This window comes from Microcystis sp. M165S2, from assembly GCF_020245885.1.
Classification (GTDB): Bacteria; Cyanobacteriota; Cyanobacteriia; order Cyanobacteriales; family Microcystaceae; genus Microcystis.
The window spans coordinates 1-13,694 of record NZ_JADBTZ010000021.1; the positions used below are offsets into that span (position 1 = coordinate 1).

Consider the following 13,694-nt stretch of genomic DNA (forward strand, 5'->3'; position numbering starts at 1 on the left):
GTTGGTGCTGGTGATCCACTGACAGAACTGCTCCCACAGGGAAGCGCTCTCGCGCTGTTGTAAGGTGGTGGTCATTGGTTTATGATTCCTATTAAGTTGTCGAGGTACGATTGATGATGTCTCTATCTTAGAGATTTTGTATCGGTTTGTAAAGGGGTTTGACAAAAGTATTTCTTGTTGGGGTGATAAGGTGGGGTTATGTTCGGTTAGTTGGTCGAAGCGATCGATTTGCCGACAATAAACTCATGAAGCACCTTTTCCTTTGAGCGAGAGAATGCGATCTGGCGTAGCGAGCGCTTTGCGTTCGCTCTACTTGGTGTTGTTTTTGGCCCGTTCGATCTTGCCTGCGATCGCATCCAACCTTGCTTTGATTCCGGTCATCCATTGGTTAAACTCGGCCGACTGCTGGTCGATATCTTCTTTCCGTACCCTTATCTCTGCGGTTGTTTTTTCGTGGGCTTCTAACCGGATATTTAATTCTGCAATCATCATTGCCTCAAGTATCTATTGGTTTGTTTATTTATTAGGGAGGAGGCATCTCATTTTTGCAAGTGAGTAATTATACTTGTCGATGAAACTGTCTTCTAGCAAGGCTTTCAAAATAGCTTGACATAAAACTTAATTTAGGAGTTACAAAGGTGAGATGCTCCCGATCGCTTTTAACATATTGCAAAGATAATCGCTGTAAACAACTCTCTTTTAAGCAATCTTCAATGTCATATACAGACAGCGTATTACCGGGATTTTGTAAAAGAGAAATTATTCCTTTGGTCACACTGATTAGATTAGTTGTGAATAGCATATAAACTCTCCTAAGTCATAAAAAAGGGTGAGAATAATCGAAAAAACTGATAACCAATAACTGGGAAAACCTAATCCTTATAAGGATCGTACTGAGTCAATATCCGTTCTAACTTTACTTCATCAATGCGATTAATTAAGCGTTTAGATTCTTCGACATCGCGGACAGTTTTTGATAAATTAATGGTGGAACCGACGGTAAATAGTAAACCCATGCCTAAATAACCTTTAATCCACGGATCTACTGGCAGATAAACCACCCCTAAAGAAGTGGCAGAAATAGAGACAATAAAAGATAACCAAGTTTGAAAAATCCACGCTTGAGTGTGACTGGGAGCAGTACCGTATTTTTTATCGTTCATAATTGCCTCCTAAACGTTTCTGCACCCATTCTGTCTGTTCTAAGGATGCAACAACAATGAGCGCTATCTAGTCGGGGGAGGGTTGAGAACTGGGGGGAATTAGGGTGAAGTGGGGTGAAGTATGAAGTATAATCGTTGTTAGAATCTAGGACCAAAAAGATGGAGATTAAACATCTGAAAATTTGGTATTCTTGGGAAAAACAAGAACAGATGATCGATCGCTTGGTGGGGAAAGTAGGATTAACCCGGGTGCGTGCCACTTGTTTTCTGCGTCTCTGGATTTATGCGATCGCCAACGAGGGACAGGTAAAACCCCCTTTATCCCAGTTAATTTTTCCCACCACTGCCATTATCTGTACCCATCGACAAGCATCGGATTTATTTTATCAGGATCAGGACCAGGGCAGCGATCGCTCTGCTGGTATGATGTTAGATAAATTAGCAGCCCTTGGTTTAATTGAAAAATTTTTTGACGGCAACACAACCAGAGTTAAAATCAAACCAATTGCGGGGATTTTAGAGCCTGATAGCTCAGAATCATCTGTAGAATTGCAATTAGATCAATTTAATCCCCGTTGTGATGCGATTCCTGTAGCTAACTTGCTGACAGGCAATTATAACTGGATGAATCGCAATGCTGAGGCAATTCCCCATCGCATTTCTCGTCTGTTGCGGGGTTGGGCAAAAGATTACACTACAGGTATGCGAGTTTTGCGTCGGGTAGATAATCTTAATCCCGTCGGTTTTTATCTCCTCTATCCCACTGCAAACGAGTCGGAAGCGAATTTTTTTACCTCTCCTAACAAGAGTTTACATCTAAGTGCGATCAACGAACAGGATCCTTTTAAAATGGCATCCGTGGGAGATGAAAATTGTCTTTCGGTATTTATTCGCAGTTGGATGATTGATGCTAATTATTTAGAGAAATATCGTTTAATCTTCCTGCAAGATGCCCAAAAAACTCTCCAGAGAATGACCTTAGATTTTCCTAATCTCTGCGATTTACATACCTTGATTATCCATCCCGATTATGAGAAATTAGCCGCAGCCTTGGGATTTCAAAAAACTATTCAGGAATCCCCAAACTCTATTTATTGGATGTATTTAGGACTCGATCGCTTTTTATCCCTAGATATGAGTGAAATTCAATTTTAATCGGGAGTGGGAAGTGGGGGAAAAAATCCATAACTGGGTTTTTGAAGTTCGATCGGGAGTTCATCGTAATATTAAAAGCGGATTTGGTATAACATCTTGTAAATAAGTATTGTTATAATAATGACATCAATCAAGCTATCGTCGCCTATGTCTGAACAATTAATCGCTAATCTTGCTCATGCCTTTAAACCAGTTCCTTTACCTGCCGATAGTCCCTTTTATGTAGATCTAAAAGCAGTGAGAGCGGATGCCGATGTTTGTCTAGATTTGGGCAGAAAAATTATTCGTGCGCTGCCAACAGAGTACACCCATCAACTCTACACAGGACATCGAGGAGGGGGGAAATCCACGGAATTATTGCGCCTGAAAAAATATCTAGATCAAGAAAATTGTTTTGTTGTTTATTTTGCAGCAGATGAAGATGATATCGATCCAGAAGATGCTCAATATACAGATATTCTCATTGCCTGTACGCGCCATTTATTAGAACAACTAAAACAGGCTAATTCAACCCCCTTAAAAAACTGGATAAAATCCCGTTGGCAGGATTTAATTGATTTAGCTTTAACAGAGATTAAAGTTGAAGATGTTAAACTAGAAACAGGGGATTTAATTAAATATTTTGGTAAATTGTCTGCGGCGATTCGGGCAATTCCCAGTCAAAGACAAGAAATAAGAAATAAAATTAATCCTCATACTGTTACGCTGTTAACAGCACTAAATGAGTTTATTGATAATAGCAAAAATGTCTTAGATGATTCAAAAAAATTAGTGGTAATTGTTGATAACTTAGATCGCATTGTACCAATAAATCGGCGAGATCATAAAACTAATCATGATGAGATTTTTTTAGATCGAGCCGATCAATTAAAGGGGTTAAATTGTCATTTGATTTATACTATACCTATTTCAATGGCCTATTCTAATCGGGCCAATGATCTCCGCGATATTTATGATAATGACCCGATGGTTTTACCGATGATTATGCTCCGCAATCCTGATCGTACTATTAATCCTGATGGTATAGCAAAAATTAAGGCTATTATTGAGAAAAGAACCCAGCAATTTTTACCAACGAAAAAGCTAGAAACAGATATTTTTGAAAGTCAAGAAGTTCTGGAGCGATTATGTTTAATGACTGGAGGTCATGTACGAAACTTAATTTTATTAATGCAAACCGCTTTAGATCATGTGGATGCTTTACCCATTACCGCAAAAGCTGCTCAAAGAGCAATAACCCAAGCTAGAGATGTCTATCGGAGAACAGTAGAACACGAGCAGTGGAAAATTCTGGCTAAGGTACATCTTACCAACGAAATTCAAAATGATGAAGCTCATCGTAAATTATTATTCAATCGTTGTGTTTTACAATATGCTTATTTTGATGCAGATGCAGAGTTAAAAAGTTGGTATGATGTGCATCCTTTAATTACCGAAATTAAGGAGTTTAATGATGAATTATGAATGATGAATTATGAATGGGGAGCGGGAAACAGGGAACAGGTAAGAAAATCATTGTACCTCATAACTCTGAATACAGCTATATATAATAATGACAAACCAAAAAGTAAAACCCTTAACTAACTCTCAGGAATCGGATTTTGAAGGATTGCTAGAAGATCAACCCCTAACAGCAGCAGAATCCTATCAAGCATTACTGCGATCGCTCAGACGAAAAAATGGCTTTAATTTACTCTTTGTTCGCTGTTCTCCCGTGCAAGCTGATGAGATTATTCGGGGAATCAGTCAAGATTTACCCAATAAAAATATTCAAGTCCTGCAACTTGATTCAGAAACCGATAATTTGTATGAGAAAATTGTCGATCTACCAAATTATACCAATCTAAACATTCTTTTTGTGCGAGGTTTAGAAAATGCACTACTGCGCTACGAAGAAGCGGAAAGTCAAGGCTATTTCTTGTCGAGTCAAAGTCCAGTTTATGGAGGAACCTGGGCCGGAGTTCCTAAGATTTTAGGCTATTTAAACCTATCCCGTGAGCGATTTGAGCGGCAATTTCCCTTTACTTTAGTATTCTTATTGCCGGAATTTGCCTTGCGGTATTTTATTCGTCGTGCGTCGGATTTTTTTGATTGGTATTCGGGAGTTTATGAATTTCCGACCGATAAGGACATATTGGAAAGAGAAATTAGAAGACTGGTTTATTTAGACAGCGATCTCGATACCTATCAGCAATTCACTCCCCAACAACGACAGGAAAAGTTGGCCGAAATTAAGGCCTATTTAAGCGATTCCCCATCTCTCGATCCTGTTCGAGCATCTCAATTGTGGCATGAAAAAGGTTTAATTCATGCAATGGGAAAAGAATACGAACAAGCGATCGCATCCTTTGATCAAGCTTTAGAAATTAAACCCGATTTGCATGAAGCTTGGAACAACCGAGGGATTGCGTTAGGTAACTTAGGAAGGTATGAAGAAGCGATCGCATCCTACGATCAAGCTTTAGAAATTAAACCCGATTACCATCTAGCTTGGTACGGCCGAGGGATTGCGTTAGGTAACTTAGGAAGGTATGAAGAAGCGATCGCATCCTACGATCAAGCTTTAGAAATTAAACCCGATTACCATGTAGCTTGGTACGGCCGAGGGTTTGCGTTAGGTAATTTAGGAAGGTATGAACAAGCGATCGCATCCTTTGATCAAGCTTTAGAAATTAAACCCGATGACCATCAAGCTTGGAACAACCGAGGGATTGCGTTAGGTAATTTAGGAAGGTATGAAGAAGCGATCGCATCCTTTGATCAAGCTTTAGAAATTAAACCCGATTTGCATGAAGCTTGGAACAACCGAGGGATTGCGTTAGGTAATTTAGGAAGGTATGAACAAGCGATCGCATCCTACGATCAAGCTTTAGAAATTAAACCCGATTACCATCAAGCTTGGTACAACCGAGGGAATGCGTTAGGTAATTTAGGAAGGTATGAACAAGCGATCGCATCCTACGATCAAGCTTTAGAAATTAAACCCGATTACCATCAAGCTTGGTACGGCCGAGGGTTTGCGTTAGGTAATTTAGGAAGGTATGAAGAAGCGATCGCATCCTACGATCAAGCTTTAGAAATTAAACCCGATGACCCTGATGCTTGGAACAACCGAGGGATTGCGTTGGGTAACTTAGGAAGGTATGAACAAGCGATCGCATCCTACGATCAAGCTTTAGAAATTAAACCCGATTACCATGAAGCTTGGGATAATCGAGGATATGCTTTAACTTGTATGGGACGATATAAAGATGCACTAGAATCTTTTGATCGTGCTATTAAAATTAATTCAAATGATGCTAATGCTTACTACAATAAAGCTGTTTGTTATGGCTTACAAAACAATGTAGAATTAGCTATCGAAAACTTACAACGCGCCATCAATCTTGATGTCAAATATCAGGATATGGCGAAAACGGATCAAGATTTTGAGCAGATTCGGGGAGATGAGCGGTTTCAATCATTGCTAGGTCGAGTATAATAATATATAGCGTTTCCTAAGCTAGTGAGGTACACCTATTTTTCTTCCCTTTTGCCTATTGCCTTTTGCCTAAAACCCATAACTTTTGTACCTCAGCAGACTGAAAAACGCTATATATTTCTACTTTACTCAAGGAGATATTCTATGACTAACACCTACACAGCTATAATTCAGCTAGACGGCGATTGGTGGATTGGTTGGATAGAAGAAATTCCGGGAGTTAACTGTCAAGAAGCATCTCGTGATCAGTTATTAGAAAGCCTAAAAATTACTCTTAGTGAAGCATTAGAATTGAATAAACAGGAAGCAATTGCCGCTACTAGGGGAAACTACCAAGAAGAGAAAATTGTTGTATGAAACGCAAACAGTTCATCCGCTACCTTCGTTCTCAAGGTTGTGAAATGCTCAGAGAAGGAAGTAGCCATTCTTGGTGGTTTAACCCCCGATTAAATAAAAGATCTGCGATTCCAAGACATACGGAAATTAGGGATATTCTCGCTAATAAAATATGCAAAGATCTCGGAATACCACTAATCAAATAAATCGTTCATCAGTCTTGATGTCGAATATCAGGATATGGCGAAAACAGATCAAGATTTTGAGCAGATTCGGGGAGATGAGCGGTTTCAGAGATTGTTGGTTAATATTGACGAATAACTCTGTTTATAGTATAATTAAGTAAGACAATTTAACTTTAAATAATTAACAATTATGAAAGCTACTACCCTATCTCAAACAGAAAGTCCAAATCTTCTAAGCAGACAAGAAATCTGTCAGTTTTATCCGGATCAATGGGTACTAATCCTCAATCCTGAACTAGATGAGGAACTTAATGTTATTCAAGGACAAGTTTTAACCCATTCAGCCAACAGAGATGAAGTTTATAATCAACTTTCTTTACGACAAGGACAACCAGTAGCTATTGAATATACTGGCATTATTCCTGATAATATAGTGGTGGTTATATGACTTATAATAAACCTCATTCATTGCTGCGTCATGGTCAAAATTTGTTTAAAATTAATGCCATGATTGGCGGAATAAATAAGGGAGATTTTTATCGAGTTACTTTATTAGTTGATACAGGCTCTAGTATGACAATATTGCCTGTCAAAATCTTAGAAGATTTAGGTTACAATCTAAATAATCCTCAAAGCAAGCAAACAATAGTAACTGGCAAAGGAACTACCCCTCCGATACCTATAATTCAAATTGCTTGGTTTAATTGTATAGGACAACTTCTCAAAAATTTTGAAGTTATGGCCTACAATATTCCAGCAGTTTTGCGGGTAGATGGTTTATTAGGTATGAACTTTTTGATTAGTTGTCAATCTGTTATCTCAGTAGCAACAGCTAAAATATATTGCCAGAACATTATTAAATCTTAGGAAACTTACAACGCGCCATCAATCTTGATGTCGAATATCAAGATATGGCGAAAACGGATAAGGATTTTGAGCAGATTCGGGGAGATGAGCGGTTTCAATCATTGCTAAGTTAAGAAAACCCAAAAAGAGATAACTATCTATGTCGAAAGCAATCCTATCATCAGAATTAGGGTATAATAACTCTTAAGTCACAACTTTCTATCCTATCAGGAGAACAATTGCTATGACACTGGCAACCACCCACCAACAAACCATTTTAGAAAAACTGCAAACCCTCAACCCACAACAACAACAACAAGTAATAGAGTTTATTGAATTTTTGCAACTTAAAGCAGATAAGACAGCAATTCATGAGGAAGAAAGAGAAATTTCTGCTTTAGAATCAGCCGGAGACTTAGTGGGGTGTTTAGACAGTGGTAAAGGAGATTTATCCCTAAAAAAGAGGGAATTTAAAAAAAAGCATCTAGTCTAATATGCTTAAAAGAGTAATTCTAGATACGGGGGTCTTAGTCGCCGTTCTCGACCGGAGTGATAATTATCACAATTGGGCAATTCAGCAATGGGAAAAAGTTGCCAAACCTTTATTAACTTGTGAGGCAGTTATCACTGAATCCTGTTTTATTTTACAAGATGTTTATGGGAGTGAAGATGCAATAATGTCTTTAATTGAACGGGGAACAATTAAAATAGATTTTAGCCTAAATGATGAAGTCAAAGTCATCCGAGAGTTAAGACAGCGTTATCAATCCGTTCCCATGTCTTTTGCTGATGCTTGTTTGGTGAGGATGACTGAATTAATTGAAAGCAGTTCTGTGTTAACTTTAGATAGCGATTTCTATATTTATCGCAAGAATCGGAGAGAAATGATTGATGCAATAATTCCTGACTGACAACCTCCATACCGAATATCAAGATATGGCAAAAACGGATCAAGATTTTGAGCAGATTCGGGGAGATGAGCGGTTTCAATCATTGCTAAGTTAAGTAGATAAAAAAAGAGATAACTATGCTCAATCAATATACTGCTAAATATACAAAAATTCCCTCTGGTTACATGGGACAACTGATAGAATGGCCAGAAGTGATTACCGAAGGAGCAACCTTAGAAGAATGTCGAGAAATGCTCAAAGATGCTCTCTTTGAAATGATTTTAGCCTATCAACAACAAAACCAACCGATTCCTCTAGAAGAATGCTTGTTAGAATCAATTTATCTAAGTATTTAAGATGTCAGTAAAACGCAGAGATCTAATCAAATATTTTGAAGAAAATGGTTTTTATCTTCTCAGGGAAGGCGGGAATCACTCTATCTATACCAATGGAGAAAAAACTATTCCCATTAAAAGACACCGTACTATTGATAAAGTAACAGCCAATGTCATTTGCAAACAAGCTGGACTAGAAGCAAAGTTTTAAATCACCTCGATTAAAGCTTGTAATAAATATTTATTTTAGGTGCATTCCAATCATTTTCAAGGTGTTGGAGGTGATAATAAGATTCTTTGACCTCGGTTTCTGACCATTCCAATTCTTCAACTAGAAGTGGCTGTTCAGGGTTTTGAGGAAAATCAACAGATTGCTTCCTAGCATTCAGAGAAATAGATGCTGGTTTAGTTTCTTGATTTGACATATCAGAAATTATACTAAATCTGGTTATCAAAAACTGATTATTTATTCTCCCCTTTGCCTCTTGCATGAGTGCCTCTCTTGATATGTAGCCTATACTCAAGGGATTTAGTATAATTGACCGCCTAAAAATCGAAAATTTCGCTCATTATATCATAAAAATCACCAAAAATACTTAATTTAAATAAGACAACTAAATAATTGTTTAATCGGTAATTCTTGAGGAAATCTAAAATCAGAACCCAAATGGTAAAAAGAGTGAGAGAATAAAAACATAGTTCAGAGAGGAGAGGCTGTCAAGACAAGCTTTCCAGTCGTAAAATCCATAATTCTTGCCGGGTGAAGGCTAATAAATAACTTTCAAAAAAGCGGGATTGAACTTAGTAGAACAAATCGCGACAATCTGTCAATCTACTGAAAAAAAGAGAGAAAACTTATGTTTTGTGAACAATGCGAACAAACCGCTAGTGGTAATGGTTGCCATCAGTGGGGAGCCTGTGGAAAAAGTCCCGAAGTCAACGCTGTTCAAGACTTATTAGTTTATTGTCTGCGGGGATTAGCATCGGTAGTTTTAAAAGCCAAAGAAGCGGCGATATCTACTCGCGAAGCCGATATTTTTACCTGTGAGTCGCTTTTCGCCACCATGACCAATGTGAACTTCGATCAACGACGTTTTACCGATTATATTCAGCGTTGTTTAGAGATTCGGGAAAATTTAAAAGCACAATTGGGATCGCTGGACTGGTCTGCACTTGCCAACTATCAGCCTAATTTTAATGAGAGCCTAGTTAGCCAAGGTCAAGAAGTATCCTTAGAACTAATTGAAAAAGTGCAGGACATCGATATTTTTTCCCTAAAGTTAACCGCTATCTACGGAGTTAAAGGTCTTGCTTCCTATACTTTCCACGCTCAGGAATTAGGTCAAGAGGATGACTCGGTTTATCAGGTTATCCAAGAGACTTTAGCGGCAATTGATCGGGGGGATTTAAACCTGAATGATTGGGTGGCAATCTGTCTAAAAGTCGGGGCAGCAAACCTGCGGGCCATGGAATTATTAGATCAAGGTCATACCGAAACCTACGGTCATCCGATACCGACAAATGTTCCCTTAAATCCGCGTTTAGGTAAAGCCATTTTAGTCTCCGGCCATGATATTAAACAATTGGCAGCTTTACTGGCACAAACTGCCAATACTGGCATAACAGTCTATACCCACGGAGAATTATTACCCGCTCACGGTTATCCAAAACTAAAAGAAAAATATCCCCATCTCTACGGTCATTATGGAACCGCGTGGCAAAATCAAACTAAAGAATTTGCTAAGTTTCCGGGGGCAATAGTTTTAACTACTAATTGTCTCATGCCCCCCCACGAAAACTATGAAAGTAAACTCTTTACCCTCGGACCTGTGGGTTATGCCCATATTAACCGCTTAGAAACAGTTGACGGTGCGATCGATTTTAGTCCCGTGATTGCTAAAGCACTGTCATTGCCCGGATTTACTGAAATAAGCGAACCTCGGCAGGTAATGGTGGGATTTGCCCACAATACCGTCCTCAGTGTCGCTGATACGGTGGTTGATGCCCTTAAACAGGGTAAAATCCGTCACTTCTTCCTAGTTGGTGGCTGCGATGGGGCAAAACCCGATCGCAATTACTACACCGAATTTGTGGAACAAGTCCCCGAAGATTGTATCGTTTTAACCCTTGCCTGCGGAAAATTCCGCTTTTTCGACAAACAATTAGGTAGCATCGAAGGATTACCGCGGCTAATGGACGTGGGACAATGTAACGATGCCTATAGTGCCATCAAAATCGCCCTAGGATTAGCCAACGCTTTTAACGTTAGCGTCAATGAGATTCCCCTCTCCCTAATTATCTCTTGGTACGAACAAAAAGCGATCGCTGTACTGCTCACCCTGCTGCATCTAGGTATGCAAAATATCCGTCTGGGACCAACTTTACCGGCATTTATCTCCCCTAACGTCCTGAAATTCCTCGCCGATACCTATCACCTGCAGCCGATTACCACCCCCGCAAAAGACTTAGCCGATTGTCTAGGTTAAAACTTTCTGTAAAAATCCCACCTTTGGTGGCAAACCGTGGCCTATGGAAGGAGAGGGATATTATCCTCAAGGAGAATAATTTTTATGTCCGTAATCACTTTAAGCATTGATGGTAAAGATGTAGCGATCGAAGCGGGTTCGCGAGTTCTCGCGGCAGCTAGTCAGGTAGGAATAAAAATTCCCGCCCTCTGTCATCTCGAGGGGGTTTCCGAAGTGGCCGCCTGTCGCTTATGTTTGGTAGAAATTGAAGGTATTAATAAATTATTACCCGCCTGTGTAACGGAAGTGGCGGAAGGAATGGTGGTTCATACCGATACCCCAAAACTGAAAGAATATCGCCGCATGACGGTGGAATTATTATTCGCTGAAGGTAATCACGTTTGTGCAGTTTGTGTGGCTAATGGTAACTGTGAATTACAAGATTTAGCCATCGAAGTGGGTATGGATCATAGTCGTTTTCCCTACCGTTTTCCCAAGCGAGAAGTGGATATTTCCCATCCTCTTTTTGGTATCGATCATAATCGTTGTGTTCTCTGTACCCGTTGTGTGCGAGTCTGCGATGAAATTGAAGGGGCGCACGTTTGGGATCTGGCTTATCGCGGCGAAAAAGATAAAATTATTGCGGGAATGGATCAGCCTTGGGGCAGCGTTTCTGCCTGTACTTCCTGCGGCAAATGTGTTGCCGCTTGTCCAACCGGGGCGATATTCCGTAAGGGTTCCGCCGTTTCTGAAAAAGAGGAAGATCGCTCGAAGTTGGAATTTTTAGTTAACGCTAGGACTCAACACCAATGGACGCGTTAAAGTAATCGATGGAGGGTGATAGTGATCGATGGGCGCATTTAGATATCTACGAGAAGAAACTAACGGCCAAGGTAAGGGAGGACTATGATCAGATTATGGGTAATAATCAAGATATCCTAGCGATTGCCACCCAATACGAAATATCGTATCTCGATATTCAACGCGCCAAGGATTATGCTTTTGGATCGGGAGTGTCTCGATATCAATTTTTTCCCGAAGGTTTAATGGTAGCAGCTTGGCGAAGACTCGCTGGCGCTCAAGGGAATAATCTTGATCGGATGTTTCTCAATCATGAAATCTACGAATCTGACTTAGTGATTAATCGAGGCTTTTCGCAGCAACAAGCGCATTTACTGGCACAAAAACAATATCCTTGGTCCGATTCAATTCAGCAAACAAGATAATTATGACCACATCACCCGAATCGCAATTTCTGCAAGCCCTAGAAATGTGTCAGTCTCTCTCCAATTTGACGGCGCAATTTTCTAGTATTCCTTGTCGGATAATTGAAATTTTGTCTGATGTCAGTCAAGAGCCTAGGGTTTTGTATTCGCTCTTAATTAAATATTCTAGAGAGGTGGATTCCGCTTTAGTTGCCCTAGATATTTATGCCAAAAATGCTGATAATTGGCGAGTAAAAGATCGAGATAAAACCTGTTCTCTTGGTTTTGGAGTGAAAGACCATTGCACGATTTTAAGCTGTTTGCTCAATTTCAGCAAACGTCCTTTTTCTTTTATTTCTTATACCGGAAATTTTGCATCAGAGGCGATTATTTTTGAGCTACTTAAAGACTGGAAAAATCTAGATTTAGCCCCTTTCTTTGAGGAAAAAATGCAAGAGTTTATCCTGGAGGCAAAAATAGCTTAAAAGAGAATTTCTTTTCGTTTGATCCTTTTGACCAAATTGCAACTCAGCCAACAATACCAACCAAGGAATTAAAATTATGAGTAAAATTCGCTTCGCTACTGTCTGGTTAGCCGGTTGTTCGGGATGCCATATGTCCTTCCTCGATTTGGATGAATGGCTGTTAGAATTAGCCGAAAAAGTTGACGTGGTATATAGTCCCGTCGGCTGCGATCTGAAAACCTATCCCGAAAATGTCGATGTCTGTTTAGTGGAAGGAGCGATCGCTAATCAGGACAATTTAGAACTAATTCATCTAGTCCGCCAAAATACCAAAACCGTCGTTTCTTTTGGTGATTGCGCCGTGACTGCTAACGTTCCCGCTATGCGGAATATGTTAGGAACTGCCGATCCCGTGCTAAAAAGAGCTTATTTAGAGTTAGGAGATAACACCCCTCAACTACCAGAAGAACCCGGTATCGTTCCCGAATTATTAGATCAAGTGCTGCCCGTCCATCAAGTCATTCCCATCGATATTTTTATGCCGGGTTGTCCCCCCGATGCGGACAGAATTCGCGAGACATTGATTCCGATTTTAAAAGGGGAATTACCCGTGATGGCAGGACGAGAAATGATTAAATTTGGTTAATTGAATCAGTTATCAGTTATCAGTTATCAGTTATCAGTTATCAGTTATCAGTTATCAGTTATCAGATTTGAGTTTTAAGTTTTGAGTTTTAAGTTTTGAGTTTTGAGTTTTGAGTTTTGAGTTTTGAGTTTTGAGTGAGCAGTATGTATTAAGTGAGCCTCATCAAATGCCAGCTTGCTGCTGTCTTTTCGCTGTTTACTGTTTACTGTTTACTGATTATACTAAATCCACTGAGTATAGGCTACATATCAGAAGAGGCACTCATGCAAGTGGAGTGACTCTTAAATTATTACAGATGTGTCAGCAGCCGTCTGTAAGCATCCCACCGAAAAACTAATGCGCGGGGGGTTTGGGGGCGGCGCCACGCCCCCAACGGGGGGTTTGGGTAGGGCTGTTTCATTCTCCCATCAGAATATCAAAAGTAAAAGCGATCACTGTCAGGTAAAATGAGAAGTGACCGGCAATTTTTAAAATATATGTTGAGCTTAATAGAAAAACTGAAACAAGTCAAGGACTTTCGGAA

Annotated in this window: 21 protein-coding genes and 1 pseudogene; 19 read left to right on the forward strand and 3 right to left on the reverse strand. The window is 39.6% G+C overall.

Features of this window, described 5'->3' with window-relative positions; all coding sequences use genetic code 11:
• Nucleotides 1-309: 309 nt before the first annotated feature.
• Nucleotides 310-492, reverse strand: coding sequence for a hypothetical protein (locus tag IM479_RS01140; protein ID WP_287684761.1), 183 nt, complete (start codon nt 490-492; stop codon nt 310-312).
• 380 nt (nt 493-872) lie between these two features.
• A complete protein-coding gene (locus IM479_RS01145) occupies nt 873-1,163 on the reverse strand; it encodes a YiaA/YiaB family inner membrane protein (protein WP_024970485.1) in 291 nt (96 codons plus the stop codon).
• 159 nt (nt 1,164-1,322) lie between these two features.
• On the opposite strand from IM479_RS01145, the gene IM479_RS01150 reads away from it, so the two are divergent.
• From IM479_RS01150 to IM479_RS01200, 14 genes and pseudogenes are all read left to right on the forward strand, one after another.
• Nucleotides 1,323-2,318: a hypothetical protein gene (locus IM479_RS01150; protein ID WP_287684762.1), complete on the forward strand. Its 996-nt coding sequence runs from the start codon at nt 1,323-1,325 to the stop codon at nt 2,316-2,318.
• Nucleotides 2,319-2,465: 147 nt separating this feature from the next.
• Nucleotides 2,466-3,782: a P-loop NTPase fold protein gene (locus IM479_RS01155; protein WP_287684764.1), complete on the forward strand. Its 1,317-nt coding sequence runs from the start codon at nt 2,466-2,468 to the stop codon at nt 3,780-3,782.
• Nucleotides 3,783-3,870: 88 nt separating this feature from the next.
• Complete coding sequence (locus IM479_RS01160; RefSeq protein ID WP_287699046.1) at nt 3,871-5,799, forward strand: tetratricopeptide repeat protein; 1,929 nt, start codon at nt 3,871-3,873, stop codon at nt 5,797-5,799.
• Nucleotides 5,800-5,943: 144 nt separating this feature from the next.
• On the forward strand, nt 5,944-6,156 hold the full coding sequence (locus IM479_RS01165) for a type II toxin-antitoxin system HicB family antitoxin (protein WP_287076722.1): 213 nt from the start codon (nt 5,944-5,946) through the stop codon (nt 6,154-6,156).
• Between the two features lie 44 nt (nt 6,157-6,200).
• On the forward strand, nt 6,201-6,341 hold the full coding sequence (locus tag IM479_RS01170) for a type II toxin-antitoxin system HicA family toxin (protein ID WP_323801792.1): 141 nt from the start codon (nt 6,201-6,203) through the stop codon (nt 6,339-6,341).
• 7 nt (nt 6,342-6,348) lie between these two features.
• Complete coding sequence (locus IM479_RS22945) at nt 6,349-6,456, forward strand: TPR end-of-group domain-containing protein (RefSeq protein ID WP_416361022.1); 108 nt, start codon at nt 6,349-6,351, stop codon at nt 6,454-6,456.
• A 54-nt stretch (nt 6,457-6,510) separates the two neighbouring features.
• Complete coding sequence (locus IM479_RS01175; protein WP_287076720.1) at nt 6,511-6,768, forward strand: hypothetical protein; 258 nt, start codon at nt 6,511-6,513, stop codon at nt 6,766-6,768.
• The gene (locus IM479_RS01180; RefSeq protein WP_287076719.1) at nt 6,765-7,187 is read left to right on the forward strand and encodes a retropepsin-like aspartic protease; all 423 of its coding nucleotides are present in this window, start codon (nt 6,765-6,767) and stop codon (nt 7,185-7,187) included. The genes IM479_RS01175 and IM479_RS01180 overlap by 4 nt, the downstream gene beginning before the upstream one ends.
• Nucleotides 7,188-7,189: 2 nt before the next feature.
• Nucleotides 7,190-7,300: pseudogene (locus IM479_RS22950) on the forward strand (TPR end-of-group domain-containing protein); the annotation flags it as partial.
• A 110-nt stretch (nt 7,301-7,410) separates the two neighbouring features.
• Complete coding sequence (locus IM479_RS01185; RefSeq protein WP_287675486.1) at nt 7,411-7,659, forward strand: hypothetical protein; 249 nt, start codon at nt 7,411-7,413, stop codon at nt 7,657-7,659.
• A 1-nt stretch (nt 7,660) separates the two neighbouring features.
• Entirely contained in the window at nt 7,661-8,077 is a 417-nt protein-coding gene (locus tag IM479_RS01190) for a type II toxin-antitoxin system VapC family toxin (protein WP_287675487.1), read from the forward strand.
• Nucleotides 8,070-8,171, forward strand: coding sequence for a TPR end-of-group domain-containing protein (locus IM479_RS22955; RefSeq protein WP_416361023.1), 102 nt, complete (start codon nt 8,070-8,072; stop codon nt 8,169-8,171). Before IM479_RS01190 ends, IM479_RS22955 begins: the two co-directional genes overlap by 8 nt.
• 22 nt (nt 8,172-8,193) lie before the next feature.
• A complete protein-coding gene (locus tag IM479_RS01195; RefSeq protein ID WP_272076921.1) occupies nt 8,194-8,412 on the forward strand; it encodes a type II toxin-antitoxin system HicB family antitoxin in 219 nt (72 codons plus the stop codon).
• A gap of 1 nt (nt 8,413) precedes the next feature.
• On the forward strand, nt 8,414-8,602 hold the full coding sequence (locus tag IM479_RS01200; RefSeq protein WP_002780187.1) for a type II toxin-antitoxin system HicA family toxin: 189 nt from the start codon (nt 8,414-8,416) through the stop codon (nt 8,600-8,602).
• Between the two features lie 10 nt (nt 8,603-8,612).
• On the opposite strand, the gene IM479_RS01205 is transcribed toward IM479_RS01200, so the two are convergent.
• Nucleotides 8,613-8,816, reverse strand: coding sequence for an exonuclease/endonuclease/phosphatase family protein (locus IM479_RS01205; protein WP_043999686.1), 204 nt, complete (start codon nt 8,814-8,816; stop codon nt 8,613-8,615).
• A gap of 432 nt (nt 8,817-9,248) precedes the next feature.
• Between IM479_RS01205 and hcp the strand changes: the two genes are divergently transcribed.
• The 5 genes from hcp to IM479_RS01230 all read left to right on the forward strand — a co-directional run bounded on the left by hcp (nt 9,249) and on the right by IM479_RS01230 (nt 13,171).
• Nucleotides 9,249-10,877, forward strand: a complete 1,629-nt coding sequence (hcp, locus tag IM479_RS01210; RefSeq protein ID WP_287684768.1) for a hydroxylamine reductase — start codon at nt 9,249-9,251, stop codon at nt 10,875-10,877.
• 84 nt (nt 10,878-10,961) lie between these two features.
• Nucleotides 10,962-11,678: a bidirectional hydrogenase complex protein HoxU gene (gene hoxU / locus IM479_RS01215; RefSeq protein WP_286824218.1), complete on the forward strand. Its 717-nt coding sequence runs from the start codon at nt 10,962-10,964 to the stop codon at nt 11,676-11,678.
• An 8-nt stretch (nt 11,679-11,686) separates the two neighbouring features.
• Complete coding sequence (locus IM479_RS01220; RefSeq protein WP_287684769.1) at nt 11,687-12,082, forward strand: hypothetical protein; 396 nt, start codon at nt 11,687-11,689, stop codon at nt 12,080-12,082.
• Nucleotides 12,083-12,084: 2 nt separating this feature from the next.
• Nucleotides 12,085-12,546: a hypothetical protein gene (locus IM479_RS01225; protein WP_158202136.1), complete on the forward strand. Its 462-nt coding sequence runs from the start codon at nt 12,085-12,087 to the stop codon at nt 12,544-12,546.
• A 76-nt stretch (nt 12,547-12,622) separates the two neighbouring features.
• Nucleotides 12,623-13,171 (forward strand): NADH-quinone oxidoreductase subunit B family protein, encoded by a 549-nt coding sequence (locus IM479_RS01230; protein ID WP_002740992.1) that lies wholly within the window; start codon nt 12,623-12,625, stop codon nt 13,169-13,171.
• Nucleotides 13,172-13,694: the final 523 nt, after the last annotated feature.

What these genes read in the sequence shown, in the direction of transcription:
- IM479_RS01140 (WP_287684761.1), bottom strand. Translation starts at nt 492, where the DNA reads ATGATGATTGCAGAATTAAATATCCGGTTAGAAGCCCACGAAAAAACA.
- IM479_RS01145 (WP_024970485.1), bottom strand. Translation starts at nt 1,163, where the DNA reads ATGAACGATAAAAAATACGGTACTGCTCCCAGTCACACTCAAGCGTGG.
- IM479_RS01150 (WP_287684762.1), top strand. Translation starts at nt 1,323, where the DNA reads ATGGAGATTAAACATCTGAAAATTTGGTATTCTTGGGAAAAACAAGAA.
- IM479_RS01155 (WP_287684764.1), top strand. Translation starts at nt 2,466, where the DNA reads ATGTCTGAACAATTAATCGCTAATCTTGCTCATGCCTTTAAACCAGTT.
- IM479_RS01160 (WP_287699046.1), top strand. Translation starts at nt 3,871, where the DNA reads ATGACAAACCAAAAAGTAAAACCCTTAACTAACTCTCAGGAATCGGAT.
- IM479_RS01165 (WP_287076722.1), top strand. Translation starts at nt 5,944, where the DNA reads ATGACTAACACCTACACAGCTATAATTCAGCTAGACGGCGATTGGTGG.
- IM479_RS01170 (WP_323801792.1), top strand. Translation starts at nt 6,201, where the DNA reads ATGCTCAGAGAAGGAAGTAGCCATTCTTGGTGGTTTAACCCCCGATTA.
- IM479_RS01175 (WP_287076720.1), top strand. Translation starts at nt 6,511, where the DNA reads ATGAAAGCTACTACCCTATCTCAAACAGAAAGTCCAAATCTTCTAAGC.
- IM479_RS01180 (WP_287076719.1), top strand. Translation starts at nt 6,765, where the DNA reads ATGACTTATAATAAACCTCATTCATTGCTGCGTCATGGTCAAAATTTG.
- IM479_RS01185 (WP_287675486.1), top strand. Translation starts at nt 7,411, where the DNA reads ATGACACTGGCAACCACCCACCAACAAACCATTTTAGAAAAACTGCAA.
- IM479_RS01190 (WP_287675487.1), top strand. Translation starts at nt 7,661, where the DNA reads ATGCTTAAAAGAGTAATTCTAGATACGGGGGTCTTAGTCGCCGTTCTC.
- IM479_RS01195 (WP_272076921.1), top strand. Translation starts at nt 8,194, where the DNA reads ATGCTCAATCAATATACTGCTAAATATACAAAAATTCCCTCTGGTTAC.
- IM479_RS01200 (WP_002780187.1), top strand. Translation starts at nt 8,414, where the DNA reads ATGTCAGTAAAACGCAGAGATCTAATCAAATATTTTGAAGAAAATGGT.
- IM479_RS01205 (WP_043999686.1), bottom strand. Translation starts at nt 8,816, where the DNA reads ATGTCAAATCAAGAAACTAAACCAGCATCTATTTCTCTGAATGCTAGG.
- hcp (WP_287684768.1), top strand. Translation starts at nt 9,249, where the DNA reads ATGTTTTGTGAACAATGCGAACAAACCGCTAGTGGTAATGGTTGCCAT.
- hoxU (WP_286824218.1), top strand. Translation starts at nt 10,962, where the DNA reads ATGTCCGTAATCACTTTAAGCATTGATGGTAAAGATGTAGCGATCGAA.
- IM479_RS01220 (WP_287684769.1), top strand. Translation starts at nt 11,687, where the DNA reads ATGGAGGGTGATAGTGATCGATGGGCGCATTTAGATATCTACGAGAAG.
- IM479_RS01225 (WP_158202136.1), top strand. Translation starts at nt 12,085, where the DNA reads ATGACCACATCACCCGAATCGCAATTTCTGCAAGCCCTAGAAATGTGT.
- IM479_RS01230 (WP_002740992.1), top strand. Translation starts at nt 12,623, where the DNA reads ATGAGTAAAATTCGCTTCGCTACTGTCTGGTTAGCCGGTTGTTCGGGA.